This is a genomic window from Maritimibacter alkaliphilus HTCC2654 (genome assembly GCF_000152805.1).
Taxonomy (GTDB): Bacteria; Pseudomonadota; Alphaproteobacteria; order Rhodobacterales; family Rhodobacteraceae; genus Maritimibacter; species Maritimibacter alkaliphilus.
The window spans coordinates 68,704-95,659 of the sequence record NZ_CH902581.1; the positions used below are offsets into that span (position 1 = coordinate 68,704).

Annotated in this window: 25 protein-coding genes and 2 pseudogenes; 9 read left to right on the forward strand and 18 right to left on the reverse strand. The window is 58.6% G+C overall.

Annotated elements, in window-relative coordinates:
- Together RB2654_RS22050 and RB2654_RS23550 are read left to right on the forward strand one after the other, a co-directional pair.
- Positions 1 to 935 (forward strand): alpha/beta fold hydrolase (locus tag RB2654_RS22050; protein ID WP_008336147.1); only part of this gene is annotated, 935 nt, incomplete at its 5' end.
- Positions 936 to 1,017: 82 nt separating this feature from the next.
- Positions 1,018 to 1,284: a hypothetical protein gene (locus RB2654_RS23550; RefSeq protein WP_148912652.1), complete on the forward strand. Its 267-nt coding sequence runs from the start codon at positions 1,018 to 1,020 to the stop codon at positions 1,282 to 1,284.
- A 59-nt stretch (positions 1,285 to 1,343) separates the two neighbouring features.
- On the opposite strand, the pseudogene RB2654_RS23150 reads toward RB2654_RS23550, so the two are convergent.
- The 3 genes and pseudogenes from RB2654_RS23150 to RB2654_RS22060 all read right to left on the reverse strand — a co-directional run.
- A pseudogene (locus tag RB2654_RS23150) lies at positions 1,344 to 1,679 on the reverse strand (integrase core domain-containing protein); the annotation flags it as partial.
- 232 nt (positions 1,680 to 1,911) lie between these two features.
- A complete protein-coding gene (locus RB2654_RS22055; protein WP_148912651.1) occupies positions 1,912 to 2,760 on the reverse strand; it encodes an IS3 family transposase in 849 nt (282 codons plus the stop codon).
- Positions 2,703 to 3,068 (reverse strand): transposase, encoded by a 366-nt coding sequence (locus tag RB2654_RS22060; RefSeq protein ID WP_040885978.1) that lies wholly within the window; start codon positions 3,066 to 3,068, stop codon positions 2,703 to 2,705. Before RB2654_RS22060 ends, RB2654_RS22055 begins: the two co-directional genes overlap by 58 nt.
- A 206-nt stretch (positions 3,069 to 3,274) precedes the next feature.
- On the opposite strand from RB2654_RS22060, the gene RB2654_RS22065 reads away from it, so the two are divergent.
- A complete protein-coding gene (locus RB2654_RS22065) occupies positions 3,275 to 4,546 on the forward strand; it encodes an ATP-binding protein (RefSeq protein WP_246146629.1) in 1,272 nt (423 codons plus the stop codon).
- Between the two features lie 5 nt (positions 4,547 to 4,551).
- A complete protein-coding gene (locus tag RB2654_RS22070) occupies positions 4,552 to 6,735 on the forward strand; it encodes a DEAD/DEAH box helicase (RefSeq protein WP_008336138.1) in 2,184 nt (727 codons plus the stop codon).
- Between the two features lie 372 nt (positions 6,736 to 7,107).
- Here the strand turns inward: RB2654_RS22070 and RB2654_RS22075 are convergent, their stop codons facing one another.
- The 14 genes and pseudogenes from RB2654_RS22075 to RB2654_RS22135 all read right to left on the reverse strand — a co-directional run bounded on the left by RB2654_RS22075 (position 7,108) and on the right by RB2654_RS22135 (position 24,133).
- Positions 7,108 to 8,319 carry an ATP-binding protein gene (locus RB2654_RS22075; protein WP_367682856.1) on the reverse strand — a complete coding sequence of 404 codons (1,212 nt, stop codon included), beginning with the start codon at positions 8,317 to 8,319 and terminating at the stop codon, positions 7,108 to 7,110.
- Between the two features lie 123 nt (positions 8,320 to 8,442).
- Entirely contained in the window at positions 8,443 to 8,763 is a 321-nt protein-coding gene (locus RB2654_RS23815; protein ID WP_202795891.1) for a hypothetical protein, read from the reverse strand.
- Positions 8,764 to 8,771: 8 nt separating this feature from the next.
- On the reverse strand, positions 8,772 to 9,983 hold the full coding sequence (locus RB2654_RS22080) for a DUF4297 family anti-phage-associated protein (protein WP_040885990.1): 1,212 nt from the start codon (positions 9,981 to 9,983) through the stop codon (positions 8,772 to 8,774).
- A gap of 765 nt (positions 9,984 to 10,748) precedes the next feature.
- Positions 10,749 to 11,891, reverse strand: a complete 1,143-nt coding sequence (locus RB2654_RS22085) for a hypothetical protein (protein WP_246146627.1) — start codon at positions 11,889 to 11,891, stop codon at positions 10,749 to 10,751.
- 423 nt (positions 11,892 to 12,314) lie between these two features.
- Positions 12,315 to 13,655, reverse strand: a complete 1,341-nt coding sequence (locus RB2654_RS22090; protein WP_040885979.1) for an anti-phage deoxyguanosine triphosphatase — start codon at positions 13,653 to 13,655, stop codon at positions 12,315 to 12,317.
- Between the two features lie 24 nt (positions 13,656 to 13,679).
- The gene (locus tag RB2654_RS22095) at positions 13,680 to 17,117 is read right to left on the reverse strand and encodes an ATP-binding protein (RefSeq protein ID WP_008336126.1); all 3,438 of its coding nucleotides are present in this window, start codon (positions 17,115 to 17,117) and stop codon (positions 13,680 to 13,682) included.
- The gene (locus RB2654_RS22100; protein WP_083783504.1) at positions 17,117 to 18,352 is read right to left on the reverse strand and encodes a metallophosphoesterase family protein; all 1,236 of its coding nucleotides are present in this window, start codon (positions 18,350 to 18,352) and stop codon (positions 17,117 to 17,119) included. The genes RB2654_RS22095 and RB2654_RS22100 overlap by 1 nt, the downstream gene beginning before the upstream one ends.
- A 284-nt stretch (positions 18,353 to 18,636) precedes the next feature.
- Complete coding sequence (locus RB2654_RS23555) at positions 18,637 to 19,302, reverse strand: hypothetical protein (protein ID WP_148912648.1); 666 nt, start codon at positions 19,300 to 19,302, stop codon at positions 18,637 to 18,639.
- Between the two features lie 136 nt (positions 19,303 to 19,438).
- Positions 19,439 to 20,473, reverse strand: coding sequence for a nucleotidyl transferase AbiEii/AbiGii toxin family protein (locus tag RB2654_RS22110; RefSeq protein WP_008336122.1), 1,035 nt, complete (start codon positions 20,471 to 20,473; stop codon positions 19,439 to 19,441).
- Complete coding sequence (locus RB2654_RS22115) at positions 20,466 to 21,059, reverse strand: DUF6088 family protein (protein ID WP_008336120.1); 594 nt, start codon at positions 21,057 to 21,059, stop codon at positions 20,466 to 20,468. Before RB2654_RS22115 ends, RB2654_RS22110 begins: the two co-directional genes overlap by 8 nt.
- A 231-nt stretch (positions 21,060 to 21,290) precedes the next feature.
- A pseudogene (locus RB2654_RS24115) lies at positions 21,291 to 21,539 on the reverse strand (pyocin activator PrtN family protein); the annotation flags it as partial.
- Positions 21,540 to 21,699: 160 nt separating this feature from the next.
- On the reverse strand, positions 21,700 to 22,212 hold the full coding sequence (locus RB2654_RS22125) for a hypothetical protein (protein WP_008336116.1): 513 nt from the start codon (positions 22,210 to 22,212) through the stop codon (positions 21,700 to 21,702).
- Between the two features lie 244 nt (positions 22,213 to 22,456).
- On the reverse strand, positions 22,457 to 23,299 hold the full coding sequence (locus RB2654_RS22130; RefSeq protein WP_008336115.1) for a hypothetical protein: 843 nt from the start codon (positions 23,297 to 23,299) through the stop codon (positions 22,457 to 22,459).
- 237 nt (positions 23,300 to 23,536) lie between these two features.
- Positions 23,537 to 24,133 (reverse strand): hypothetical protein, encoded by a 597-nt coding sequence (locus RB2654_RS22135; RefSeq protein ID WP_102017048.1) that lies wholly within the window; start codon positions 24,131 to 24,133, stop codon positions 23,537 to 23,539.
- 518 nt (positions 24,134 to 24,651) lie between these two features.
- On the opposite strand from RB2654_RS22135, the gene RB2654_RS22140 reads away from it, so the two are divergent.
- Both RB2654_RS22140 and RB2654_RS22145 read left to right on the forward strand, forming a co-directional pair.
- A complete protein-coding gene (locus RB2654_RS22140) occupies positions 24,652 to 24,894 on the forward strand; it encodes a type II toxin-antitoxin system ParD family antitoxin (RefSeq protein WP_008336111.1) in 243 nt (80 codons plus the stop codon).
- A gap of 5 nt (positions 24,895 to 24,899) precedes the next feature.
- On the forward strand, positions 24,900 to 25,220 hold the full coding sequence (locus tag RB2654_RS22145) for a type II toxin-antitoxin system RelE/ParE family toxin (protein WP_008336095.1): 321 nt from the start codon (positions 24,900 to 24,902) through the stop codon (positions 25,218 to 25,220).
- Positions 25,221 to 25,234: 14 nt separating this feature from the next.
- On the opposite strand, the gene RB2654_RS22150 is transcribed toward RB2654_RS22145, so the two are convergent.
- Entirely contained in the window at positions 25,235 to 25,462 is a 228-nt protein-coding gene (locus RB2654_RS22150) for a hypothetical protein (protein WP_040885992.1), read from the reverse strand.
- A gap of 245 nt (positions 25,463 to 25,707) precedes the next feature.
- On the opposite strand from RB2654_RS22150, the gene RB2654_RS22155 reads away from it, so the two are divergent.
- The 3 genes from RB2654_RS22155 to RB2654_RS22165 form a co-directional block, all read left to right on the forward strand.
- Entirely contained in the window at positions 25,708 to 26,034 is a 327-nt protein-coding gene (locus tag RB2654_RS22155; RefSeq protein WP_040885981.1) for a hypothetical protein, read from the forward strand.
- Positions 25,991 to 26,674, forward strand: coding sequence for a lytic transglycosylase domain-containing protein (locus RB2654_RS22160; protein ID WP_040885982.1), 684 nt, complete (start codon positions 25,991 to 25,993; stop codon positions 26,672 to 26,674). The genes RB2654_RS22155 and RB2654_RS22160 overlap by 44 nt, the downstream gene beginning before the upstream one ends.
- Positions 26,671 to 26,956: TrbC/VirB2 family protein (locus tag RB2654_RS22165; protein WP_008336091.1), on the forward strand; the 286-nt coding region annotated here is incomplete at its 3' end. The genes RB2654_RS22160 and RB2654_RS22165, both read left to right, overlap by 4 nt.

A 26,956-nucleotide genomic window follows, 5' to 3' on the forward strand; every position in this document is an offset into this window, starting at 1 on the left:
AGGACGCATGCCTGTCCAAAACATCCGGCCCCCTTGGGCTGGATGGCGTTTACGCCGACATCATTGCCCCCGCTGACACCGATTTCGCAAGAACGCACGTCATGGTACACGGCGGCATGCACACTGGCGCCTGCTGGTTGCGGACGCCGGATAACCGGGAAGGTTGGGCTATACGGCTCGCTCGCACCGGTGATCGCGTCATATGCGTCGATTGGCCGGGGTGCGGCCGCAGCGGCTATGTCCCGCCCGAAAAGTTGACGGGACAGCTCGTTGCCGACCAGATCGCCGCGGCGGTAAAAACTCTCAAGGGCGAAATCATCCTCTGGACCCATTCAATGGGCGGCGCCATTGGCTGGCGGATTGCCGAATTGCTGGCCGGCCGGCTCAGCCGTTTGATCGCGATCGCGCCTGGCCCGCCTGGCAACATCCAGCCAGTCGCCAAACTGATATCTCAAGGCCCGGATCGATTGACCATGGAATTTTCTGGCGTTCCACTTGATGTACATCCGAACGGGCCGGTTGTGCTCAGCCATGAGGCAGCCCGCGCCAAACTCATCGGCTCAAGCACGCAGTTTCCTCGTCAACACACCGACAGCTACCTTGCCGGACTGCAGGCAGTCCCACGGCAACTTTTTCTGGAGCGTATCAACTTCAAAGGCCAGCAATTGCGGATGTTGACCCCAAATGCACTGGCCGGGACCCGGGTTTTGATTGTCACCGGTGACAGCGACCCCGATCATCCCCCCGCTGCGGACTCCGCTATCGGCGACTTCCTGACGGAACAAGGGATGATCAGTCGCTTTGTATACTTACCCGAACATGATATCACCGGAAATGGGCACATGATGATGCTCGAACAGAACAGCGATCAAATCCTTGATTTGATCGCTGTTATTATCAACGAGACTCAGAAAACCAACACAACCACAAATTAGCACCGTTGATTGGCAAATTAGCTTCATCGAGGTGCCATTTACCTGCTGTAGCCGCCCGGTCACGCTTAGTGCAATGTGAGACATGACGACCGAACCGGTTCACCCATTCCCGAACGGTCTCCCGGCGCACGATTATGCCTCGCCCGGCGAGCAGCTCCACGACATCAGCAGCGCTCTGCGCGAACCAGTGGTAGATCCACACGGCGAAAGCGACGACTTCGCGCGGGAATCTGTAACTTCTCAGGCAGAGCATCTTAGCTGGTTTCTTCACAACGACCGCCTAAACTCCACCGCTGGACACGGCAAGTTGGCAATGCTGACCGGATATACACGCAAGTTGACCGCGTGAGACCGACGCACGTCCCCGTTCCACGTGGCCTGCCCCTATCGGGTGGTCCGGTATCAATCTTAGTGCATGACAGGTATCCGTGCCAATGCGGATGCCTGCGGCGGGGCTGATCCCCGCCGGCGAGACGGCCAGTGGACAGCCTCCGGCGCCGGCGGCCGATATCCGAGCGATGAGTGAGGCCTGACCGTATTGTAGTGGACCCGCCATGCCTCGATCACGGCGCGAGCCTCCGCCAGGGAGTAGAAGATCTCGCCATTGAGCAGCTCGTCACGGAGCTTCGAGTTGAAGCTCTCGCAGTAGCCGTTCTCCCATGGGCTGCCGGGCTCAATGAATGCCGTCTTCGCGCCCACCGCGTCGATCCAGTCGCACACCGCCTTGGCGATGAACTCTGGCCCGTAGCACGCCAGGAAGAATCGCTGTTTTTAAGTTATGGCCACGCGCGCAGGCCTCAAATAGCGCAGCGTGTGGCCATAACCGGTCTCAGGTCTCAACAGTGGTTTTGCAGAACCACACCGCTGAGGAGACCGGCTATGACCGCCACCCATTCTATCGCGCTGTTGATTTCCACCCAGAACTGACCCGGGAGTGGAGTGAACCCCATGGACTGGACCACGGAGGGTCTCCGACCTAAGCCGCCTCGCGGGCGAGTTGGGTTTCGAATTCCTCGGGGGAACGGTACCCGAGTGCTGAGTGCAGTCGTTTTGCGTTGTAGACCTGCTCGATGTACCGGGGCAAGCGGGCGGCGACATCGGTGAAGGTCTCGTATCCGGCCCGATAGACCTCTTCGACCTTCAGCGTCTTCATGAAGCTTTCTGCCTGCGCGTTGTGATAGGGGTTCCCGACGCCGCTCATGGAGCCTTGGAGGCCTGCATCTGCAAGGGCATCGCGGTAGGTCTGAGATGCGTATTGGCTGCCGCGGTCCGTATGGTGGATGCAGCCCGCCGGAGGAGCCCTGTTTGCCACCGCCGCGCGCAACGCCGCCAGCGCCAGAGGCGTGTCGAGGCGTTGTGACAGAGCATATCCGACGACCTTGCGGCTGCAGGCATCGAGGATAGCCGCGAGGAAGCAGAAGCCGGTCGCTACCCGGATGTAGGTGAAGTCCGCGACCCATATCCGGTCAGGCCGATCCGGGATGGCGTTGCGGTAGAGGTTCGGAAAGATAGGCGAGTCGTGCTGGCTGTCGGTTGTCCGCACAAAGCGCCTGCGGGGCTTTATACCAAGTCCGGCCAGCCGCATGACGCGGGCTACCCTCTTGTGATTTATGATCAATCCGTGACGCTTCAGTTCGTGTGTCACACGCCGGTAGCCATAACAGGGCAGTTCATCCTGGATGTCTTCGATGATCGACGTCAGCTCGGCATCCGACAGCCCTTCGGGTTTGGCAACCGCGCGATAGTAGTAGGTGCTGCGCGGCAGGTTCATGGCTTTGCACCCCCGCCGGATGGAGCAGGCGCGGGGCCGCTGATCACGGATGATCTCTCGCTGCCGTTGACGGTCGGCATCCGCGGTGTTTTTTTGGCAAGGTCCAGCTCCATCGTGAGCTGGCCAACCTTGCGCTCCAGTGCGGCGATGCGGACCTCGTACTCGGCGATTACGCTGGCCTCGGCTTCTTCATTTGTCAGCTCTCCCCGGTCGAACTGCGTCAGCCAAAGCTGAATGAGGTTGGCAGAGAGGTCATGGCTGCGCTGCGCATCGCGGCGTCCGATGATGCCCGCCCTTATGTCTTGGCAAAGCTGCAATTTGAACGGTGTCGAATGTCGACGGTAAGGACCTCGGGACGTCATGGGGCTTTCTCCATGCAAGGCCCGTCCAGCGTATCAGATCTTCAGCCCCCGTGGTCCAGTCCATGGGGTTCACTCCACTCCCGGGTCAGTTCTGGGTGGAAATCAACAATATGACGTGTCTCCTGAGATTGCGGAGGCGGTAAAAGAAAAGATGAGTGCGGAGGGCAGGGATGTCGAAGTTGAAACCACGTGAACGCGATGCAATCGTGCAGGCGCTTCGGGCAGGGGTCGTGCCCAAGCTCGGCCTGCGTCACATCCAAGTCGGCCGCGTCCGCGAGATTGAAGAGCTCGTCAAGGACATGGACCGGATATCCGATGGCGGATCGGCGATCCGGTTCATCATCGGAGAATACGGATCGGGAAAGACGTTCTTCATGAATCTGATCCGTCTTGTCGCGCTTGAAAAGGGTCTGGTGGTGATGTTCGCGGACCTGGCGCCCGACCGGCGCATTCACGCGACCGGTGGTCAAGCTCGAGGCCTCTATGCAGAGATGGCCCGAAACCTGTCGACACGGACAAAGCCAGATGGCGGGGCCTTGGCCAGCGTGGTGGAGCGTTTCGTCAGCCAAGCACACCGCGATGCTGAGGAACGCGATGCGCCCACGGGGTCTGTCATTCGTGAACGCCTTGGTCACTTCGAAGAGCTCACCGGGGGGTTTGAATTCGCAGAGGTGATCCGGCGATATTGGGAAGGCCATGAGACCGGCGACGACGAGTTGAAATCCGCTGCCTTGAGATGGCTGCGTGGTGAATTCGCCACACGCACCGACGCGCGCAAGGCGCTTGGAGTGCGAACGATCATCGACGATGCCAGTGTCTATGACCATCTGAAGCTGATGTCGGCATTCGTGTGTGAAACCGGTTACAAAGGCTTGCTCGTCGGCCTCGACGAGATGGTGAACCTCTACAAGCTGACCTCGTCGCAGGCTCGCAATGCAAACTACGAACAGATCCTCCGTATCCTGAATGATGTGCTGCAGGGCAGTGCCGAGAACCTCGGATTTCTCATGGGCGGCACACCGGAATTCCTGATGAACACCCGTCGAGGGCTTTACAGCTACGAGGCCCTCCAGTCGCGTTTGGCCGAGAACACCTTCGCGCGAGACGGGTTGGTTGACCTTTCAGGACCTGTTGTCCGGCTGGCCAGCCTGACCCCTGAGGACCTCTTCGTTCTTCTGGCCAATGTCCGGCGGATCATGCAGGACGACGCCGGTGCTCTGCCAGACGATGCGCTCGAGGCCTTCATGGCGCATTGCTCGGACCGGATCGGTGAAGCTTACTTCCGCACCCCGCGCAATACGGTGACGGCCTTCGTGAACCTGCTTTCCGTGCTCGAGCAAAACCCCGGTGTCGAGTGGAGCGACCTAATCGAAAAGATCGAGGTATACGAAGACCGCGGCGAAGACATGACCGAGGTCGACGCGTCGACTGGTACCCAAGACCCCGGTGATGATGACCTGATCAGCTTCAAGCTCTGACGCCGATGAGCAATGCGTTCGACAAGCTGGCGAGGCCTGTGCAGAAATGGATACGCCAGCAAGGATGGCGCGAGCTTCGCGACATCCAGGCGCGATCCATCCGGACGATCTGCGAGACCGATGCCGATTTGATCGTTGCGGCTTCCACGGCGGGCGGAAAGACCGAGGCGGCGTTCCTGCCGTTGATTTCACAGGTGCTTGACGAGCCGTTCGGCGGCATCGGCTTCGACCTGCTTTATATCGGTCCGCTGAAAGCCTTGATCACGGACCAGGCCATGCGGCTGGAGGGCATCTGCCAGGAAGCAGAGCTGCCGGTTGTTCCATGGCACGGGGATGTTTCTCAATCGATCAAGACGCGCGCGCTGAAATCTCCAAAAGGGATCCTGCTGATAACTCCAGAGTCCCTTGAGGCACTGTTCATTCGTCGCGGTTTGGAAATTAGCCGCCTGTTTGGGGCCACGCGCGCGGTCGTTATCGATGAGTTGCACACGGTTCTAGATAGCGAACGCGGTGTCCAGCTCCGTTCGTTGCTCACAAGGCTCGAGCTCACGATAAAGCGCCCACTCCGTCGGATAGGTCTGTCAGCTACGCTGGGCGACATGGACCTCGCCAAGGCCTATCTTCGCCCTGACGCTGCAAACGCTGTCCAGCTCATAGAAGCAGATGGCGGCGAGGCTGAATTGAGGCTCCAGCTTCGCGGCTACGTATCAGGCGATGAGGATGAAAACAGCCCATCCGCAACGGATGCCATCGCAGCCCATCTGTTCAAGCACCTTCGAGGCAGCGACAACCTCGTCTTCGCTGGGGCGAGGCAACGAGTCGAGATCTATGCAGATCGGCTGCGGGAACTCTGCGAGAGGGAACATCTGCCGCAGGAATTCTATCCTCACCACGCTAGCCTCTCCCGCGAACACCGAGACTTCGTGGAACGCCGCTTAAAGGACGCCGCAAAGCCGACAACTGCCGTCTGCACGTCGACGCTCGAGCTTGGAATCGACATCGGTGATGTGACCTGCGTGGCCCAAATCGGCGCGCCATTCAGCGTCGCCGCGTTGCGACAACGTCTCGGCCGGTCCGGCCGACGCGAGGGACAACCAGCCGTCTTGCGGCAGTATGCCGTCGAGACTCAGTTGACGCCAGTAAGCAGCTTCGTTGATCGTCTTCGCCTTGGTTTGATCCGGTCTATCGCGATGATAGACCTGTTTCTTGAGGGGTGGTGCGAACCGCCAAGACCGCAGGCGCTTCATCTTTCGACGCTCGTCCATCAGATACTGTCTGTCATTGCACAACGCGGAGGTGCTTCTGCCAGTGTGGTCTACAGAACCCTGTGTCGCGAGGGCCCCTTCCGCAAGGTCACAACCGAAGTTTTCGCGGATGTGTTGCGTTCGATCGGTCATACCGAAACCGGTTTGATCGAACAGTCCGGAAGCGGACTGCTACTCTTGGGACCTGCAGGCGAAAAGCTGGTCGAACACTACAGCTTCTACGCAGTGTTTCAGACGCCTGAGGAATTCCGCTTGGTCGCAGACGGGAGGGATCTTGGCACCCTGCCGATTGACAATGTTCTTGCCCCAGGGATGCTTCTGATTTTCTCTGGGCGGCGGTGGGTGGTTCAGGAAATCCATGACCGCGAGAAGGTGATCGTGGTCAAACCCGCGAAGGCGGGCGTGCCTCCTGTCTTTGGCGGTGATCCTGGTGACATTCATGACAAGGTGATTGATCGAATGTTCGCAGTGCTCGAAGGAGGCACCCAACCGGCATACATGGACGCGGTTTCTCTAAAGATGCTAGACGAAGCGCGTGCACATTATGACCAACTTGGGTTTCGAGCCACAAATATCCAGGCTCTCAGCGAGCGTACATCGATCATCGCAACGCGAGTGGGGACGGTTAAGACGTCAACCCTGGCGCTCGCACTTAGAAGTGAGGGATTTTCAGTCGAGCAGCATGACGGGTTTCTGCTGGTGGAGGTCGGCGATGAAACACCTGATCTTCGAGCACTCCTGGCCGATATTCGATCCGGCGAACCTGTCGATTTGTTCGCGGGAGCAGGAAACCTGATGTCGGAGAAGTTTCATCCATATCTGTCTAGCGCGCTTCTAGTTCTGGACGCGGAATCCTCAAGGTTGTCGGTGCGGGCGCTTCCGGATGTGGTCGCAGCTATTGTTCGAAAAGGATCCTTAAATTGAACGCTACGTCCGCCCCAAATCTGCTGTCTTCACTAGTAAGGCCCTATCTGCCCCAAGGATTTGACGCAAAGGGCGGACAGCTGCCGTTCGCTGCGACCTGAACGAACGGCGGCTCTGGTGCTGAAGCGGATATGCAGTTCGGGCGGCTCCGCTGCCACAGCGACCGACAGTCCCGGACCTAACCGCCGATTGATCTCCTCATGAGCAACGTCCGCTTTGCGCCCAATCTCAGTCCTTCTAGCGTCCGGTGCTCTTCTCCTAAGACCTGTCGCCTAAGGCCGATGTCAGGCGCGTTCCAACATCACTGGCCAAGCTGCAAAATAGTTCGCAGAACGGTCGACAATGACTTTCCGGCTGCTCCCCATCGCCTGACTAGCGGCGCAACCACTCGTCGCGGATCTTGTCGATCGCAAGATCCTTCCACTCTTGCTGCCAGAGGTCCCAGTAAGGAATATCAGTCGATGCTGGAGCCACCGTGCATTTCTCGATTTGGACTACAGACGGTAGGGCGACAGCCTCTCCGACGAGCAGCGCTTCGCCCTGCTTAAACCCGGGCATCTTGTCGATAAGCGTTCCCAGCGAGTCTGGCAGCAACTTGCGAACGTAGCCTTGGTCGACCGGATTGGTCAGGCGCATTGCGATGAAATTGTTGCATTGTGAAAAGATCGTCTCCGAAATCTCTGAGGGCCTCTGACTCGCTAGGAGCAGGGTGACACCATATTTACGACCCTCCTTGGCAATGCGCTCGATCGACATTTTCGACGCTCGGAACTTTGAAAGTTCGCTAGTCGGCACGTATTTGTGCGCCTCCTCGTAAACAAGGAGGATCGGTGCATCGTTGTTGATCTCTTCCTTCGGATTGGCGGCACAACGCAGCCGCTTATAGAAATAGCCATGCTCGAAAATCAGCCGCGAAATCAGGGAGACCGTGATGCTCAGGACCTCGAACGGGACGCCGCTCAGATCGATGACCGTAACGTTGTTATGCTTGTCAGCGCTATAGCCGAGAATGGATCGGAGCGTTTCCTCAAAAGAGATCGATTTAGAATTCTCGCCAAGGAAGAAGTCGAGGCGCCGATCATTAATCTTGTTCTCGAGACGATTCACAAAGTTGGTCAGCCGCCCATGAAGGCTACCCTGCGTGAGTTTCGGTTGTCCGGCCTTCGCCTTGTTACTAGCAGCATACACCTCGCCGGTGTCGACCATCTCGGTGTTGAGAAGGTTGGCATGATCCAAAACGTAGCGAATGTCGAACGGGAGCGGGGTGTCCAGATGGATCCGGTTCCTTTCGTCGTCATTTCCCGTAAACTCAGCCTTACGGCTTTGGATCACGGCATCCTTGAACACGTTGCGCTGATTGTGGTCATTCGCCTCGGTATCGAGAAAGAACTCTTCCAACTCCTCGCCGCTCAGCATCCAGTAGGGGAGAACCAAGCTGGTGCTGTCGATGAAGTTCGCCTCCGGAAAAGCCGCACGATATTCCGAATGGATATCGAATATGATCACGTGAGAGTTGTTGAGCGTATAGTCGCCCTTGGCGCCAACCGCCTTCTGAATGATCTCGCGACGTGTGCGACTTGCCAGAGCCCGTAGAACCGACCACTGCGATATGCTGTGAGATTATCCGTCGACAGGAACCTCGACCTCATGTCGTCGCGAGGTTCGAAAAGCAGAAGCGATCCTTCACGGCTAGCGAACTTCCATAAATCAGTCGGATATCGTCGATCGTCGCCGGTGAACTGTCTTTGGTGGGATGGCGAGGGCGTCGCCCCCGCGCTCAAACTTCTGATCGCGCAGAACGCCGAGCGGGAAGGCCTCGATCACGTAGTCTTGGCTGCCGTCATCGCGCGCCTGAATCTGAAAATTCTCAATGATAGCGACCAGAACCGCGTTCTCATTGTCGGCGATCTTCAAGTAAGATCCGACGCGGAGAGACTCTTCAGCGATTTTGAAATTCTCGAGGTCATCGACAACAATCTTGACCTTGTTTGGAAAGACCGCGACTACTTCCGCTTTTACATCACTCATGTCATCTCCTAAATTATCTTATTGATATCTTCGTATTTTGGAACCTGGAACCGGGTATGGTTGATGGCGACATCACCAAAGTCTTCAACCGGCTCACTGCTATAGAATTCGTATATCTCGCGTGAGCGACGGAATGACAGAAAGGTCTGCCGCGCCTCTGTTAGATTGCAGAATAGCCTCAGTGCCGGGCCGGCAACGGACGCGCGGCGGGAGATAGACCCGGCGTCGAACTGGGCCCCCTTGAAATCGTAGCCATCGACGAAGAGAACGTCTTCGTTGTGTAGCTCCTGTTTTAGACCGACAAGTTCGCTTTCGCCGATACCGACGAGCAGAACGTAAGGCGAGAAGGGCTTCGCGTCGCGCTTGGACAGCTTGGAATATTTCCGGGATATGGTCTTCAGAAGCATTTTAACCGTGCTTCGGCTATAGCTTCTACCAGCCAGATGGATGATGAAAAGCCGTTCCACAGGGGAGACGTTGACGCCACTTGCGAAGAACTCTTTGCGCAACTCAAGATAGTATTTATCCATACCGAGCTTAGCGATAAACCACTCATCAAAGAGATACGATGATGTGTCTATTCGCTTTACAAAGGCTTTTCTTGTTATGACCCGCCGAGCCTCCTCCGATTCGGTGGCCAGTTCTTTGATAACCCGCAGGGCGCTGTTATAATAAAAGAACTCAGCCACGAACGGCGAGCACTCAAATTCTTCTGCCAGACTCTCGATGATACTCCGAAACTGATCGTCGAATTTCGCCGCGTTCACGTCGATGGATAGAAGTTTCAAGAAGCCTTCAAGCTCGGCGTCACTGACACCCAGCTCTTCATGCTTTCTGATCGTTTTCCCCTTCGATGTAGTGGTGAGAAAATTCGACTTGAGGAATCCGATATCGAAAGGGAGCGCGAGCTTGTTCTGCCCAGACGCAAAATGCCCGCTAAGCTGATACTGGATCTCTGGCCGACCGGCGGTGAGGCCCGATTTGTAGTGTTCGAGCATGAAAAGGATCGCGGGCTTGATAACAGAATGGTTGTACTCGGATTTCTCATAATATTTACACTGGACGGCGGTTGTTTCCGTGGCCGTTTGGACGTCAATGTCCTCGATGCATTCGATCGCCACAGAGTCATTATCTCCGGTTAGCGCGAGGATGCTGAGTATAGAGCGGTCGAACTGATAGAAATAGCCAGTAATCGTGGAAACCGCGCTCCGATCGGTCATCATTACCCCCTGTGGAGATCCGCGGCGCGGACGTCACGTCTGCCCTTGTTCGCCATAGAAATACTCATTTTCGATCATTCCTTTTTTTCTACGCTCGCATATCGGAGATTGATGACATCATGGTCGCAACACGATCCGATTTCCAGCGGCATGTCTGAAAGTGCGCCTCAGCAGGTTGGCCAGGGAGCGGAAATCCATGGTCACTGATGTAAGCGACTGGCTCTGGTGATCAGATGTCGGGAATGACGGCCATCTCAATCGGGGGACCGCCAAGCGAACAGACAGAAGACGACCCCAAAACGGTCGTTGGTCGGTGCTACCGCGAAAGGCAATTCCCCGCCCTCGGTGTCAGCGCTCGGTCGCATGCAGCGCTTAACACGAATGTCTTGAGCGGGGCTGAGACCGGTCATCCGTTGCTCCTGGCTCGAATGTCTCTTGAGGGCCGAGGCTGCATGGAAGCTCTTATTTCCCGAATTCGTGAAGAATGGTTCCCTTGCTGGCCTGCCTGTGGCGGCCCGCATTGGAACAAACTTACACAGGTGCGCCTGTCCAAGAATATCGTTCCGGGGCAGGCAATGTTCGATCGAGTTTCCACACAGCCTCGGCCGAGAGCGAACATCCCGAGTTGGTCGACCGCGATGATGAGATCCAGTTCTGAGGAACGGGTCTCCCCTCAGACCCAGCGGAGAAACCCGCCAGACTGAAGGCGTTTCGCGCCTGCCGGTGCCCGCCGAGTTGGTTGTCGAAGCCGCGCAGGCTAAGGAGCTATCGGTTTCCACCCCTTTCTTCCACGATGCCTTTAATGCGGTAGGCATCAAGCATCATGCGCGTATATTCGGCCGTGCTCCGGGTCATAGTGCCCAAACCTGGCCATGCGAACAACGGATCCGACCAAGTAACTTCCAACTCAATTTCGATCCCAAGCAGTGCGGCCACTTTGATCGCAGCGGTCGGCTCTTTGTCCTCGGGCCAGTAGTGATCCTCGAGGGAAACAATCACCTCGAGATCGTCATCAACCCAGATCTCGGCCAGACTCGCTCCCATTCGCTCGCTGGCACTCGCGGCATCCTCGAACAGGGCTGATCGGATCAGATGGGTCACCTGGTTCTTGTTGAGATCAAGCCTAGGCCGCGGATCAACAACTGACACGATGGGTTCAATCTCTTGCTCTTCGGCGCGGGATTGGACTGGCGCTGGCTTTTCATCGTTCCGTACCAGCCAGAAGGCTTCTGGAAAGATGTTGATCGGTGAAGCGCCGCAGCCGGGGCAGTGCCATTGGTTTCCAGCGATCTGTGGACCGGTGATCTCTGCGTCGCAGTGAAGGCAGTACCAGAGGTTTGATTTCTCCATCTCCAAGAACGGATGGCGGACCGTTCCCTCTGCATCCGGTTTTGTGGCGCGCCGTGGCCAATCAGAAAATCGTCGTGCCTTGACGCTCTTCATCAACTCCTTGGCAATTCCGATCGCCTCTGCAAGCAGCACTCGATCATTTATCGGGCTGTTCTGGGCGTGGCTGATGTCGATCTCGACATTAGGGGCCGCCGAGGGGTTTTCTGGCAGCACTATTCGCCAGCCCTCACCTTCCATATAAACGTCGCCGAGCATTGTCTTCAACTCGTATGGATGCCCCCTTACATCTCCCCGAGTAATTGCATTGGGCCCTCCGAATACATGGTCAAAGGCCGCGCCTTCGTAGGAAGTAATGCGTTCCACAAACGCCTTGATTGAGGCGACTTGTGCTTCGGATGGGGTCCACTCTCTATTGGCGCTTCCTGTCAATGCGTTCCAATGAGGAAAGCCCAAACGATTGGCAACAAAGTCGAGTGCCACATGTTGCGGTTGCCCCATCGCTCTGGCGCAACGCTTTGCCAAGAGCTTCAATGTTTTAAGCTTGTCGTTCTCTGTCATGATCCATGTCCAAGCTGGATCCGACTAGGTGCCCGCTGCTAATCAGACCCGCCGATGGCATGAAGTCTGCTGTTCGAAGTCAAGGTCGCTGCAAAGCTTCGCATGGCGGGCACACCGGCCTGCGAGAAAGGCCGAGATCAACATCTGCCATTTTCGAGCGCAGGTCAACACCGATGAATTACAGGCGTGGGAGTCCAACAACTAAGCATCGTTTGCCAGAAAGGGTACCAGTTTGACCGGTTTCACGGCGACGGGTTGAGGCCTGGGAGAGTGGTTCCCGGCGCCTGTCGCGGGAGATACCCAGATGATGTCCCGGCAACTTGTGTAGCTCCCCGCGGGCCTCGCGCTTTTAAGCAGGCCATCGCGCTTGAACTTCGACGCGGCCGCTAGAGCGGTTGAGCATCGCCCTAGGGACAGTGCTCACTAAAGCTTGTCGAACACTGAGCCCATCCTCGGCTCGAACAGCCTTTCATAGGTCTTGAGCAGATAGGTGTCTGTCATACCGGCCACGAAATCGCTGATGTGCCGGAGGTCGCCATCTGCTGCGTCGAATTTCGCTTGCGCATCGCGCGGGAGCAAACGTTCTGGATCTGATTGCATGGCTTCAAAGACCGAGACAACCATGGATTGCCCCTTGAATTCGAGATGTTGCACGCCCGGACTGCGAATAACCACCTGCATTACGAGCTCTTTTAGGGCCTTGAGGAAGCGGGCCTGACCTTCTGGAATCTCGACGCGCCAGCGGAGCAAGGGGTCTTGGAATTCGGGACATTCGATGAAACGGACGGGTGTAATCAGATGATTGACCCACCGGCTGATCCAGCGCTTGCGCGTGTTGCTGTCGCCAAACAGCCCGTCGACCATGGCCTCGTATGGGGCGTTGCTCTCGGTGGGGCCCTTCAGCCGCCTTTCTTCGACAAAGATCTTGCAGGATTCCTCGGGAACGAGGTCGCGGAACTGGCGCTCTGTGACGAGCCGAAGTGCAATGGCATCCTCCAAATCATGGACCCCGTAGGCGATATCGTCCGCGAGATCCATGATGCTGCAATCGAGAGACTTGTGGAGAGTGCGGGCATGCTTGCCTTCGCGCTTTTTGATCGACGTGAAGGCATCCCGATCGGCATTGCCGAGCGGCTCGAGAATCCAGTCGACGACGTCGGTTTCGCTGTCGAGATATCCCTTTGGCGGAGTCGAGGCTTTCAAGTCGATGGTTTGCAGAACCGAAGGGCCCGCCTGCAACCGCGGGCGCAATTCGGGGTTGCGCAACCTTGAGAGTGCAACAGGGTATTTCAAGACGCCAAGCATGGAACGACGTGACAGGTTGGCCCCCGCAGCGGCAGAGAAGTTTTCGAGCCGTGCCAGGAGACGCAGGGTCTGGCCGTTGCCCTCGAACCCTTCCGCATCGCGCATGCAGTAGTTCAGTGCGACTTCACCGCCATGGCCGAATGGTGGGTGGCCCAGGTCGTGGGAGCAGGCGATCGCATGGATTTGGCTGCGGTCCGGGATACTTGCCGTTGCCGAGTGATCGGGGAAACTGCGCGCGAGCTGGACTGCGAGCCCTCCCGCGATCTGAGCAACTTCCAAGGAATGCGTCAAGCGCGTGTGATAGAAGTCACTGTCGCCGAGATTCAGGATCTGGGTCTTGCCCTGCAATCTTCTGAATGATGCCGAATGGATCACCCGGCCATAGTCGACATCCCCGATATTCCGGGCGTCTTCCTTCTGCGGGTTCCAGGCCTCTCGGCGAGCATTCCAAGTACTCAAATCAACTCTCCTCGGCGCGATGTCTTAAAGTTCATGAATGACCGGAGGCGTTACGCAAACGCTCTTTGCGATCTCGACCACGTGGCGGTGGTGGGTCAGGTAGATCGCTTGGCCGCGCGCGCCGATGGCTTCCATGACGCGGCAGGCGGCGCTGGTGCGCGCCTCGTCGAAGGTTTCGAAGATGTCGTCGCAAAAGAACGGAAGCCTCGTGCCCTGCGCGACAAGTTGTTCGTGGGCCGCTGCCCGCAGAGCTAAGTATAGCTGAAAGCGCGTGCCCTTGGACATTTCGGCCGCACGCTTGCTGACCCCATTGCCATCGACGGCGAGCAAAATCTCGGACTCCTTGTCGATCTGGGTACTCAGCGTCGGATAGGCGCCTTGCGTGAGACTGGCGAAGCAGTCTTCCGTGGCCGTCAACATGCCGCTGCGATGGCTGTCGCGATAGCGCCGGATGGCGTCGGAGGCGAGGTGATGGCCCAGGGAAAGTTCGAGATGCTCCAAGGCAGCCTCTTCGAGCTGCAGTTCCAGCGTCGCTTTCTGCTCGACCAATTCCGCAACCGTGTCGTCTCCCTTCACCTCGGCTAGGGCATATTCGGCGGCTGTGCGGTTTTGAATGGCGAGGGTCAGCTCTTCCTCGGCATGGGCAAGATCGGATCGGTTGCTGTCGAGTTCGCCCTCCAATGCGGCAACTGAGGTCTCTGCAAGCTGGGCGCGGGCTGTCTCGATGTCGGTCGTGCCCAGTTCGGCCAGGACCTGGCGGGTGATTTTCGCCAGCGCGGCGCGGTTGTCGATTGCTTTCTGCGTGCGAATTGCGGCCTCGCGCAGGGCGCCGATATCGCCCGGGGAGGTCGTATCGGGGAAAAGCATGGCGATGGTCGCGACCTCTTGGTCGATGGCGTTTTGTCGATCCTTGTGTTCGACAAGATCGGCCTCGGCCGTCTCGATCGCGGTGTCGAGTTTTCGGCCCGTCTCAGTGGCCGAGCGCGCTTTTTCCGCCAGGGTTTTGAGGGCGGCGAATGTCTTTGCCGCCGTTGCGTGAGGCTCCTGCCCATGGGCGCGTGCCAGGCTGTCGATCTCCTGGGTGAACTGCTTTTGGTCCGCCTGCATGGTTGTGATCCGGCGCCCGGCTGCGGCCCGTGTGTTTTCGTGTTCGCGCAAAGCGCGCAGGGGCTCCAGCGATGCCTCCAGCCGTTCGGGGGGCAATGCCACTCCGAGGAGGTCGTGGACCAGTGCGCGCCAGGTCTTCTTCGTATCTTCCCTTGCCTTAAACGCTTTTGCGTAACGCTCTTCGCGCCGGGCAAGATCCCGCTGCGCCTGTCGCAGGGTTGCCTCGGCCGTTGTATGGGCGTCGGTTTGCTTGCGGTCGTCCTCGGCCTGACGCCGGGCCGCCGCCAGGGCGCCGGTCAGATCTGTCGGGGGAAAGGGCAGGGTCCGGGCCAGCTCGGCCAGTAGGGCGTCGGCGCGTTGGAGGGTGGATTGATTGGTCTCTTCGGTATCGCGCAGGGCCTGGGCATCTTCGCTGGCCGCCTCGTGACTTCGCCGCCAGTCCAACCATTCCGCAGGCGTGATGCTGTCTGGAAGGCCAACCTGAGCCGCCGCCGCGCTGACCGAGGCCTCGATATTGGTGCGTTCTTCACGAAGGGTTTCCAGGCGTTTGTCGGTCTGAGCCGCACGGGCGCGGGCCTGGGCTTCGGCCTGGCCGATTTCGCGGAGCTGTGCCAGTTCGCGGGACTGCGCCAATCGCGCTTCGGCAGCGATATCATGCCCTTGCATTGCCTCGTGGAAGTCGGCGGCGGTCTGTCTGTCCAAGGCGGCAAGATGCTCCGCCCAGCGTGCATCGCGCCGCGCGCGCAGATCCTCGGCATCGGCATCCGAGATGAGCTTCGCGTCCCGGGCCAGTGATTTGGCCTGAGCCCCGCGGGCCTCCGCATCCTCCAGATGCTCGTCGCGCTTTGCCGTTGTCGTGCGCAGGTCGTGAAGCAAGTCCTGATGGCGCTCGGCCCAGTTGGTTGCCTGGTGACGGGAGGTCGGGCAGGCGGGTAGGTGATCGAAAGTGACGCCTGCGAATGAGAGCGCAGCCAGGGAGCGCCGCGCCTTGATCTTCATATCCGCGATCGCCTGTTGCGCTGCGGCGTAGGCAGGGGCGAGGGTCTCCGCATCGAAGCGAAGCAGAATATCTGCTACCTGTGGGCGTTCCTCATCCGCGGGCGCGCCATCCTGCATGGCTTCGGTCGCGGCGATCACCCGCTCTTTCAATTCGGCGGTTTCGCGCGCCTCGATCTTTTCTTGGGAAATCGCCTCGCGCAAAGCTTCCCTGGCGCTCTCCAGAGACGCAATATCGGCGCCCGACAGGACCAGCCCTTGCAGATCGACGTCCGGCGAGGTGACCCCAAGATCCCATGCAGCCTGCTTCATCGATGCCTCCGCGGCCCGCCGTTCGTCCTCGCGCCTGTCAAGGTCGAGCTGTGCGGTTCGATCCCGCGCGGCGAGATCCTCCAGCGCTGCCAGCGCGGTCGAAAGCTCAAGACGCTTCGGATCCAAGGCGACGGCGTCGCGACTTTCCCTGAGGTTCGCGATCTCCTCGGTCAGGCGTGCGATATTCTGTGTGGCCAGCCCACGGTCTCTGTTTAGCTCGATCAGCCGTTCCGGATCGAAATCCAGATGATCGGGATAACTCGCGAAAGAGGCAATTGCCTGTTCCAGGTCCCGGATCTCGCCCATCAGGGGCAGGGCACGCCGCTGCGCCTCCATGCGCGCCTTCGTCAGATTCAGCGCATCCCGCGTCTTGCGCGCCTCCCGCTCGGCCTCTTGTGCCTTGCGCAAATCTTTCTTGAGGGCCTTCCAGGCGCTGGCGGTCACGTCGCGGTCTTTGATCTCTTTTTCAACGTCGGCCAAGGCGCGTTTCAATTCGGCCATGTGGGTGGTGCGTCCGCGTTTCTTCCATAGCGCGTCGGCCCGCTCGCGGACGTGATCCAGAACGGTGCTCAGGTCGGCCACGCCCGCTGCAGCGGAAAAGAGCAGGCGCCCGATATCCCCTTCGGCATTTGCGATCTCTTCGCCGCCGCGTTCGATTGTCTCGTCGTCAAGGCAGAGCAGGCGGCGGTAATCCTCTTCGGACAATCCCGCGAGATGGGCGGAGAGGGCAGCCTCGGGCAGCGGGGTGCCGGTCGCGTCGACCAGCGATCCGCTGCGCGTCGGTAGTCGCGTGAAATCACGCAAGACACCGTCGATGTCCAGCCTGGCCGAGACTTGGAGGTTATTGCGCGGATGCTTGAACGCATAGCCCTCGCGCAGCGGGAAGCCGTAGAATAGCCGTAGGACGGCTTCCATCGTGGTGGTTTTTCCGGCTTCGTTCGGGCCATAGATGATGTGGAAATCATGGCCATCGGAGGCCGAGCCAAAGTCGAAGTGCCGGTCGGTGAAATGGCCGAAACGATCAAGGGAGAGGCGCTGGAGCCGCATCAGTGTCCGGCCCCCTTCATCTGGGCCAGGACGACGTCGGCGCCGGCCTTGGTCAATTTATCCACCATCGCATCGCGCGCGGCCTCATCCGGCAGCAAGCGGTCGCGCAGGGTAACGGGCAGTTCTTGCAGGACGGTCTCGACCTCGTCGCGGGCGAGGGCGGCAAAGCCGGGCTCGCCGCGGATCGTTGCCATGATCGTCGCCAGTTCGTCGGCGGCGCCGCTTGCGCCTTCGGTTGCGTCCGGCGGCGGCAGGTCGAACAGGAGTTTGTCGATCCAGAGATCCCCGGTGGCCTGGGCAAGCTCGTTCACCTGTTCGATCCAGACATCGCGATCCCGTAGGATTTGCCAATGGCGCTTCGGCGTTCCGGTCAAGATCAGTCGGATAACGCCGATCGGCGCCGCGATCTGGTTGCGCATCGCACTCAGGTGGGACTTCAGCAGCCCGCGCAGAGCCTCGTCGCTCTCCGTCTCTGTCACATCCAGTTCGCTTTGGGCGAATTCCACGACCGAACTGGGTACTTCGCTAATATCGATCTGGCCCTGATCGATGGTCAGCAGCGTCGCGGATTTTGGGCCGGACTCGCCTATATCTCGCCCCTGCGGGGTGCCGGGCATGACAATCCAGGGTGCGGCCGAATGGACCTGCCGTTTGTGGATATGGCCGAGCGCCCAATAATCGAACCCCATGCCGGCCAGATCGGCGAGGCTGCAGGGGGCATAGATATCATGACCCGCCGCACCGCCAAGCGAGCTGTGCAGCATGGCAATATTCACCACGCCCGGAACCGGCGGTTTGAACCGCGGCAGAAGGCTGTCGGGCGCGTGACGGTCCGCGAAGCTGACACCGTGGATCACGATGTCGTCTGTCAGCGGCACCATGCCGCCGCGTGCATCGAAAGCGTGAACTTGGGCAGGCAGATCAAGCGCTCCGGTGATCGGGTTCTCGGCATCATGATTGCCTTTGATGTAGAAAACTTTGATCCCCGCATCGCCAAGGCGATCAAGCTCGGCCATCAGGAAGGCGCCCGTTCTTGCGCTGCGCTCTTTTCCATCGAACAGATCGCCGGAAATCAGGACTGCGGAGAGCTGTTCGGAGATGGCGAAATCGACCAGTCCGCGGAAAGCGGACCGGGAGGCTGCTGCAACCGCGTCGCGAAGGTCCGAGTTGCGCAAGGTCAGTGACCTGAGGGGAGAGTCCAAATGGACGTCAGCAGTGTGAAGAATTTTAATCAAGATCGAACCCCTGACATAGATCACGTGAGCCTGGCGCTTGCGTATTGAACAGTAAGGGAAATTTCATTGGACTCTGGGCGCGAGAGGTTGCTCGATAGTGAAGTTTCTGTGGCACGTTTCTTCCTGCGGGCCACCATGCCATCCTCCATCGAAATTATGCGATAGTGGCCTGTTGCTTCATGAAGTGACTGGGGTGCGTCAACAACTTTTCAGCTAAAGTTCTGAGGCGGCGGGTCATGCGGTGGGGGATCGCAAGTGCGGCAGACACGATCGTCGCCCATGCACTATCCTCCGAATAAATCTCCTGTTTTGGATCGTTCGTCGAGGAGATCATAGAAGGTTTCCATGTGTTTTATGAAGCCCTCTTCAGTAACTCTGTAACGAACATCAAAGGTTTCTGCTCTGAATTTTCGTATCCCGGACAGTTCTGGGTACTCTGCCAAAATTAAGAAATGCGGGACTTTCCTCTCGGTCGCGGCAATGGCGTTAACGATCGCATGCCTCTGTTGCTGCTTGAGTGGAGGTGACTTATAGGGACAAATGAAGACTTCGAAAATTTCCTGATTTGCCTTGAAGCTAAAGTCAGGTGAAATGTCGACTTCATGTTTTCCGAAGGCGATAGCCCGTCGCTCACGTTCGATGAAATTTGCTTTACCAATTGGAATATATCCGCAGATTCCGTCAAAGATTCCTAATTTTGCAGCGGCTTCCCCAGGCCCATCCAAGGCCGCAATCGTGTCGCGCGCTTTATCTACGGGGTATCCTTTCAGGATCATAGTCAGGATATGATAGAGATCTTCGTAGTTCCAAACGCCGCCGCGTTGAGCATCATATGCGGCGATTTTTTCTTTTAGTCTTTGCCGCTCTGAGGATGTTCCCGAAGGCCCATGTGCGCCGGGATTATATTCGCCTAACCCTCTGAGAAATTCGGTCTTTGACGTTCGTCGCACGCGCGCCTCGGATGCAGGATGAAATACAGATTTGAAGTCAAAACGACCCTTGGCATTGCGTCAAGACGTGACATTGCCAAGATCATCGGATTTCCGCTATCTGGCGTGAAGTCTGTATGCTCACCTGCTCACCTGCTCAGGTGCGGATGTGCTGATTGTTTTCTGCGAGCTTTGCGCGCTCGGCAATGGATGCGCAACGTTCGATGAGGTCGTCGAAACGCTCAGCGTCTTCAAGCAATAGGCCGTCGTCGACCATGTGCACGTAGTCGGCCGCGAGCGCGGTGCGAGCCTCTCCGTTTGGGACCAGTTGCAGATTGCCATGAGCCGCGGCTTCATAGTCCACGGGTGTTCCGCCGGCCGTCTTCTCCGGGAAGAACATACGCTTGTGCCGCGCGACTGCTGAGGCGAGGTCTCGGTCGGAAATAGCCACATCCGCGATGCCTGCATCGTCGAGGCGTACCAGGTCATGCCAATGGCGCGCGAAGCGCTCCCCGCGGAGCCGACCCTGTACGCAAAAGACATGGATCGCCGTGGCCTTCTCCCAAAAGGTTCGTTCGGCATGCATCACGCGCGGTGTCGCGGTCGGAAAGGTCACGCCCTCGATCAGCCCGTTCGCGTCGCAGGAGATGTCACGCAGGCTCGCCGGTTCGCCCGTCGACCTTGCGCCGAATTCCAGCATGACGCTGGGGGCGACGTAACCGGAGCCAGAAGAGGCGGCCTCGTAATCGATGAATAACTTGTCGCCATCTGCCCGTGTCGAGGCCGATAGCCCTTGCGCTGCAATGGCGTCCTGGACCAAGGGCTGCGTCGTCTCGACGACCCATTTCGGCAATCGATCCCGGACAGCTTTCGACCAGCGCTTTTCCTCGCTGCGCGTGGTTGGCAGGGCTTCGGCGCGTTCTCCCACCAGATCAGGTGCGATTGCCCGTATGTCATAGGTCAGATCGACATCTTCAGAGAAGCGCTGGATCACCCCATAGGCTTTGGAAAGGGATGTTCCGCCCTTGAAAACGAGGTGCTCACCAAGCTCGGAACTGAAGAGGGTCTGAAGGGCCCAGACAACCCAGACATCCTTTTCGAGCAGGTGCGCGGGCCGCCCGGAGCGATCTGCTGCGACGGCCAGGGCTTCCTTGCGGTCTGCAGACGACAATGACAGGAAGGGCTCAGACATGCGCCGCCTTTCCGACACTGCGTGCAAGCCAGGTCGGGAACTGTGGTGCGGCGGTTACCAATTCGTCAAACGCCGCTGCGGGCAGTTTTTGCTTCAGCGATCTAAGAGCTGTCTCTGCCTGTTCCGGCCCGAGCCAGGCCAGGGCGCGAACAGCACTGCCAGCCGGCCTCTTCCCGAGGGCAAGCTGCCATCGGGGGGCGTGGCGCAGTTCGACGAGTTGTTTGCCCAAGCAGAGCGTGCGGCTGCGACCCGAGGTCAGATACATGGAGCGAACAGGCATTTGCGTTGTCAACCCGAGCGCATTCGCTTCGGCGGCGCCGGTTGGAACGATGACTTCGCCGCGTTGCGCCGCGAGGGCCTCGACGGCCTGTTCCACGGACGGGGCGCGCGTTCCAAACCGGCTTTTGATCGGTCGCAGGTAAACGCCGCGCCCAGCACGGATCAACAGGCCGCGCTCGGCAAGGCGCGACAAGGCCTGATCCACACCGGCACGGCTGCCGAGGTGCAGCAACCCCTTTGCGGCAAGTGGCGCTCCTTCCGGAAGTCCCTCTGCATGGGTCAATATCTGTTCGGCAAGACGCTGCATGATCGTTCTCCTGTCAGGAATATACGCAGTTTTCTGACAGAGTTCAATCCGTGCTGTCGGGCGAGGTGAGGAGGGTGGTCGCTTCGTGCCATGGGCAGCAGGCTGGCCTTCGGCGAATTTCAGAGGGGAACACGCTTGCCCAAGACCCTGCAATTGCAGGCATTCCTTGACGGCTGCAGCCTGCCTCTTGTCCAGGCACTCGGCCAGATCATCGATATGGACGCCTTTGGCGCATTTCTGGGACGCTTCCATGCGGACAAGAGGAAGGGCGATGGAGCCAGCCGAGAACTTGCGGATGAACTTGTCGGTACTCAGGCCGAAAAATCCCTGGCGAGATCCTCCGCGGGAATGATCGGTCGCCCGGAATACATCGCTATCAAGAGAAACGCCGTGTTCATGATCCCGAAGTGAAACACGATCGCAAAGATGGGAGAAGGGCGCGCAGCCGGTTGTCGGGGAGACGGATAGCGCAGAGCGCAGAGCTCAGATCGGATGGGTACGTTGGGTCGGGGGATCATCTGAAGCGCGTGAAGGGGCAGGAACTCATGCCCAGGTGGTCGTGCGCACGGCGTACCTCGGGTCACAAACATCCTCAGGTGATCGAAAGCGAACACCTGAGGTGCATTTGGCATGATGCCTTTCACGCCTTTGGGCTCTTCGACATCAGTTGCTCCAGAGTTGGCGGTGAGTCCGTGTCGCTCTGGCTCAGTGTCTGGGACCAAAGGACCGAGGTCTCGTAGAAACTCCGACGCACGGTCTCACCGTCCTGGTCGAACCAGTGCGTTGCCTCCGGCAGATGTTCAAATGGCAAGGGGTGATGCGCGAACGGATTGTGAAATACCTCGATTTCAGCCGACCACGGCTCACTCCCTATCGGCCAAAGGTTGCGATATTCATCGCTGGTCACATCCAGGCAGAAAGGGATGCCCCTGAGAGCGCCCGGCGTCCTGTCAAAAAAGTTGCCAATTCGCGTGTATCGCAGTCCACGCGGTGCGCCCCGACCCGATACCGCCACGCGGTTGAGCTTGGCCATCGAACACGCGTTCGAAAAGATAACTGTGGAGAGCTCGGCATGGCCCGCATCGGCAAACAGGCCGCCGGCAAATCTCGCCTTGCTCTTGAGGTGGGATGCCTTCGTCGGATGCGCAAACATGCGCCCTTAATAGCCCCGTGTATCGTGGACGCCTTCTTGGCTATTTTTTTGGCGGGAGGCCATGATGAGCCGCAAGTTCAGCGATGAGTTCAAATGGGACGCGGTCGCGCGGCAGAAGCGCGCGCGTGGCGCAACGAAAGTCTGCTCCCCGCCCGTAGCGTATATCAATATGACATAAACTTCACTATCGGAACTTGACATCTGTAGCGGGGCTTTCATGGACTCCAAGTCCGAGCAAGCGAAGCTACCGGGATATCTCCCCTTCCAGCACCGCTCGTCCGTGCACCGCCAAGGTTGCTGAAAACCTCTGGCACCCAAACTTGCGGATCACATCGAGTACCCGCGCTTCGTAGGCAGCGTGTCCGATCAAGCGACACAAGTCGGACGCGTGGAACTGGCGGTTCGCAGTTGGTGCGGCTTGCATCTGTCTCAGCAATTCGCGCTCTTTGGGATCCGTTATTGGTCTCGCGGGCGGCTTGACCGCGGGACGAGTTGGAGTTCCCCACGAATTTCGCCATCGGCGCATGAAGCCAAGCAGGAAGCCGGCCGGCACCCTGCCGTTGCCTCGGGACCGGTTGAAGGCAAGGAAGCGATCCCAGATGACCTGGGTGTCGATGTTCCAGCAGGGCAACGTGGCCTTCGCTGCTTTGATGAGCTCCGCCCAACTTGTCTGAAAAACGTTCGAACTCGTGGTGATATCGATCAGCCCTGAGAAGATAGTTTTGTTTTTATTATCTCTAGATAGTGATGTGTCGCCTTCACCTGACACGAGATCATGGGTTTCACTCTCCTCGTCGAAAGCGGAAAACCGAAAGATCCAGGGCGCGAACTTGCCATTCGGCTTCGCCCGCTCGAGCTGCAACTCCGAAGCCTCAAGTTCGCTCAGAAGAACCGCAAGATACTGCCGTGAGACACCCATCTTCTCCGCCAGGGCCGAGAGGGTGAAGGCTGCCGTTCCGCGCGACAAACCGTTGTAGCCATCCTTCCAGGCGATGGCATCGAGGATGAGGGTGGCAAGCTTGTGCGCTGCAACAGAGAGATTTGTCTGCGTGATCCGTCGCAGGATCAGGCCGGTCGTAGGTTCCATGGTCGAGGTCTCCTTGGAGATCCGACGCCATGTCGTGAGACAACAACATTCTTGCCAGCAAAACAACTTTGCTGGTTGCAGGTGTTTTAGCGGTGCGCTAGGAAACTCTTGTTCACGGAGTTTTCTAGCACGGCGTCAGGCTTCACGGTCTGGCGTCGTCTCCTTTTCGGGGGTTTTGCACAGCCTTCCGTGCGGGGTTGTCAGGACGCGCGCGGTAAAAACCGCGCGCAGATTTTGTCAGTAGCGAACTTCTTCAGAACCATAGTTCCCGGCGTGATCACGCCAGTCGACGAAGACGGAACGGTAAAAGTAGCTGCCACATCCATTCGGGATGCTCAGGCCAGATGCGGCTGGCACCTGGCCCACGGTGGATCTTGTCCATCGGTAGTCGCCCTGCACGCCGTAGGACCCCAATCGCGTCGAGTCGCTGCGATTGCAGTCGCCATCTCGGTTTTCGTGCTGGCGATACTGGATGTGATAGACCCGTATGCTGCGCACGAAATCAAAGGCGTCGCCCGAGATGTCGATGTCGGCTTGTTCATCCGCTTGGACGCGGACAAGGGGCATAGGAGTCGATTCCTGCGGTTCGGGCGGATCGCGGAACGTGATGTCATAAAGGCGTTCCATAGGCGACATTGGACTGGGGTCTTTGAACGACACACCCATTGGGCACCGCCAGATTTGTAAGGGCGGCTCGATCGGCCATGGCGTGATCCGCCGAATGAAGACCGCTCTGGCATGCGCGCAGGGCGCAGAGGCAGGCCAACCGCCCGCAAGGCAGAGGAGGATCGCACAATCCACCTGATAGGCCTGAGCCGGAGCTGACGAGGCCATTAGTCCGGATATGCTTATTGCCGTGGCTGTTGCCACGCCGTGGATCACGTGCTTCATGATGCCGACTCCATCTATAATGGTGCAGCGATACGAAACAACATTAATGATAGCAAGGAGATTTGATTGATGGTTGCGTGCGATTGTTCGCTTGTCTAGCTTGATGGCTTCCAAGAACTGACGTCGGTTCTGGCTGCTTCGGCGTCTTGAAAGTGGCCAAAATTGCGGACCTCTTTCATGTTAACTTTCACTCAAATATCTGTAACCAAATACAAATATGGCATTTCAATGCGGCCACGAAAGCGGTCATGGAAGAACAGGCCGCATGAGCCCGTCACACGGCGAGTCGCAGCGCTCATGGTCTCGGGAATGGCAGAACGGAAAACTGTCTCGCCTGGTTCCCCGGCGGGAATCCGGGCGCAGAAGGACGGGGTGGAGCAACGAGCCTATGTTGGGACCGAACATGACCTTGAAGATTTATGTCAGTATCTGATACGATTGAGCATGGATAGGAGAGTCTGATGCCAAACGTCCACCTGACCGAACCGATGCAGAAATATGTGCAGGCGCAGATCGAGTCCGGCGCTTACGCCAATCTGAGCGAAGTCGTGCGCGCCGGCGTGAGGATGCTGATGGAGAAGGACGGCGCGCGGCAGTTCTACGCCCTAAAGGCCGACCTCGAGATGGCAGCCACCCTGGCCGAAAATGGAGACTTCGCCGAGTTCGATGCCCAAGCCTTCGAACCGGATGCGTTTGATCGCTGACCCGCATGACTATTCGGCTTTCCAGTCGGGCCACGTCCGACCTTGAAGAGATCCGTGCCTACACAGTCGAGACCTGGGGGAGGGACCAATGGCTCGTCTATTACCGCCAGTTGGTCACCGCCTTCGAGCGGATCACCGGGGATCCCGACCGGGGTCGGGACAGGAGTCTCTTCGTCCCCGGGATGCGGTCCGTCAACTGCCAGCGTCACGTGATCTTCTACAAGCGTCTCGATGTGGCGGAAGGCGCGGCAGTCATCCTGCGCATCGTGCACCAGCGCCGCAACATGCCCGCGCTCGTCTACTACGAGGATCTCGACGGCGGATAAGCCCATGCGTTTCCTCATTCCAATAGCTCGACTAGTCTTCCATAGTCTTCACTGACCTCGCGCGCCTCCTGAAACGCGCGGGCGCGCTCGGCATCAAGACAGCGGAAGTAGTCCTGGATGTCGGCGATGTAGCCCTCAAAATCAGAACGCAACAGATCGGCATGGGCACGCATGTCTTCTTGCGACTGAGGCAAGAACGGTCGTTCGGGAGGTACGCAATCTGCCGCCGCGGCTATCGGCATGCTTCCAAGCAGGAACGCGAACAGCAACGGTGCGTTGCGCGCAATAAACAAGCGCAGGGCAAAACTCCTTTGCCGCCTTTAAGATTATCATTCTGTCGGCTATCACCGTTATCGGAGCAAGGCGAACTTCGTCAACACGTTATTATTGTCTTGCTATCATTAATGTTGTTTTGTATCGCTCACGGTGTTGCGACCCCGTGGGCCTGATACTGCACCCAGGCAGAACAAGGACCCAAGGGAAGGCCATGATAGAAGAAGCCCCGAATGTGGTTACAGAAGACGGACTGCGCGGCTTGCTCGCCGAGGGCTACCTCATTGAGGTGGTCTGCAAGGAGAGAGCAGAGAAGCGCCATAACAGCTGGTACGGCTCGTGGGTCATCCGCGCCGTCGCCACTGATGGGCGTGACGATAAGATGCTCGTCACCAGCCGAAGCGTCCTCAAGCTCCGCGACTTCAGAACCATCGTTGGCCTTGTCAGTTTCCTGGCCGACATGGGCTGTACGACCGCTAGCATCCCACTTGAAGAAGGTGGCCGCGAGCGCCACGCCGCGCCTCCGGTCAAAGGCAGCTGACCGCGCGACTGCGCTCGTCGTTGCTTTGGGTACAGGCGTTTGTTCCGCGCCCCCGGCCCTGGCCGACGGTTTCATCTTTTCGGTTGGTCCAGACGGCCAATTGATTTCCTCTTCTCAAGAGGCAAACGGGCGCCTTTTTCTCTTCGCAGAACCTCGCGTTCCTGACGCAACGAGCGAGACAGCGATCCCGGCACGATCCGCCGCCCGCGCCACTCCAGAAATCCTCCACGCCATCGAGACCGCGGCGCTGCGCTACGGCAGCCATGACGCTCTGCGTCAGGCAGGCCTGTCGGTCAGCGATTGGGCGCTGTTCTACCGCGCCAATATCGAGGTCGAGAGCGCGTACAATCCCGGCGCCTTGAGCCCAGTCGGTGCCATCGGGCTTGGCCAGCTGATGCCCGACACTGCCCGCGATCTCGGCGTTGATCCCCATGACATCGCCCAGAATCTCGATGGCTCGGCGCGTTACCTGCTGATGATGCTTGAGCAGTTCGGCGATCCCGCGCTGGCGCTTGCGGCGTACAATGCCGGTCCCCATGCGGTTACCCGCCATGGCGGCATTCCCCCCTTTCGAGAAACCCAAGGGCATGTGGCCCGTGTGACTGCCGTGTTTGAGCGGCTCAGAGGAGATCTTTCATGACATCGAGACCTTCGATCGTCGCGCTCGGCGCGATGGCCCTTATCGTGCTGGCGGGTCCAGCGCTTGCGCAGAGCATCGACCTCTCGCCGGTACAGACCCTGCTTCAAGGCATTGTCGATGCGATCACCGGTCCCTTGGGGATCGTGATTGGCACGCTCGCACTGATCGGGGTGTTCCTTTCCTGGCTCTTTGGCATCCTCGACTTCCGTCAGGCGCTTTGGGTCGTGGTTGCGATCGCGGGCATCGCCGCAGCACCCACCATCGTCGCCGCCATCTGGACCA

Excerpts from the sequence above, each read along its gene's own strand:
- RB2654_RS23550 (WP_148912652.1), top strand. The coding sequence starts at position 1,018 with ATGACGACCGAACCGGTTCACCCATTCCCGAACGGTCTCCCGGCGCAC.
- RB2654_RS22060 (WP_040885978.1), bottom strand. The coding sequence starts at position 3,068 with ATGACGTCCCGAGGTCCTTACCGTCGACATTCGACACCGTTCAAATTG.
- RB2654_RS22070 (WP_008336138.1), top strand. The coding sequence starts at position 4,552 with ATGAGCAATGCGTTCGACAAGCTGGCGAGGCCTGTGCAGAAATGGATA.
- RB2654_RS23815 (WP_202795891.1), bottom strand. The coding sequence starts at position 8,763 with ATGAGTGATGTAAAAGCGGAAGTAGTCGCGGTCTTTCCAAACAAGGTC.
- RB2654_RS22080 (WP_040885990.1), bottom strand. The coding sequence starts at position 9,983 with ATGACCGATCGGAGCGCGGTTTCCACGATTACTGGCTATTTCTATCAG.
- RB2654_RS22085 (WP_246146627.1), bottom strand. The coding sequence starts at position 11,891 with ATGACAGAGAACGACAAGCTTAAAACATTGAAGCTCTTGGCAAAGCGT.
- RB2654_RS22095 (WP_008336126.1), bottom strand. The coding sequence starts at position 17,117 with ATGCGGCTCCAGCGCCTCTCCCTTGATCGTTTCGGCCATTTCACCGAC.
- RB2654_RS22110 (WP_008336122.1), bottom strand. The coding sequence starts at position 20,473 with ATGTCTGAGCCCTTCCTGTCATTGTCGTCTGCAGACCGCAAGGAAGCC.
- RB2654_RS22115 (WP_008336120.1), bottom strand. The coding sequence starts at position 21,059 with ATGCAGCGTCTTGCCGAACAGATATTGACCCATGCAGAGGGACTTCCG.
- RB2654_RS22125 (WP_008336116.1), bottom strand. The coding sequence starts at position 22,212 with ATGTTTGCGCATCCGACGAAGGCATCCCACCTCAAGAGCAAGGCGAGA.
- RB2654_RS22130 (WP_008336115.1), bottom strand. The coding sequence starts at position 23,299 with ATGGAACCTACGACCGGCCTGATCCTGCGACGGATCACGCAGACAAAT.
- RB2654_RS22135 (WP_102017048.1), bottom strand. The coding sequence starts at position 24,133 with ATGGCCTCGTCAGCTCCGGCTCAGGCCTATCAGGTGGATTGTGCGATC.
- RB2654_RS22140 (WP_008336111.1), top strand. The coding sequence starts at position 24,652 with ATGCCAAACGTCCACCTGACCGAACCGATGCAGAAATATGTGCAGGCG.
- RB2654_RS22145 (WP_008336095.1), top strand. The coding sequence starts at position 24,900 with ATGACTATTCGGCTTTCCAGTCGGGCCACGTCCGACCTTGAAGAGATC.
- RB2654_RS22150 (WP_040885992.1), bottom strand. The coding sequence starts at position 25,462 with ATGCCGATAGCCGCGGCGGCAGATTGCGTACCTCCCGAACGACCGTTC.
- RB2654_RS22155 (WP_040885981.1), top strand. The coding sequence starts at position 25,708 with ATGATAGAAGAAGCCCCGAATGTGGTTACAGAAGACGGACTGCGCGGC.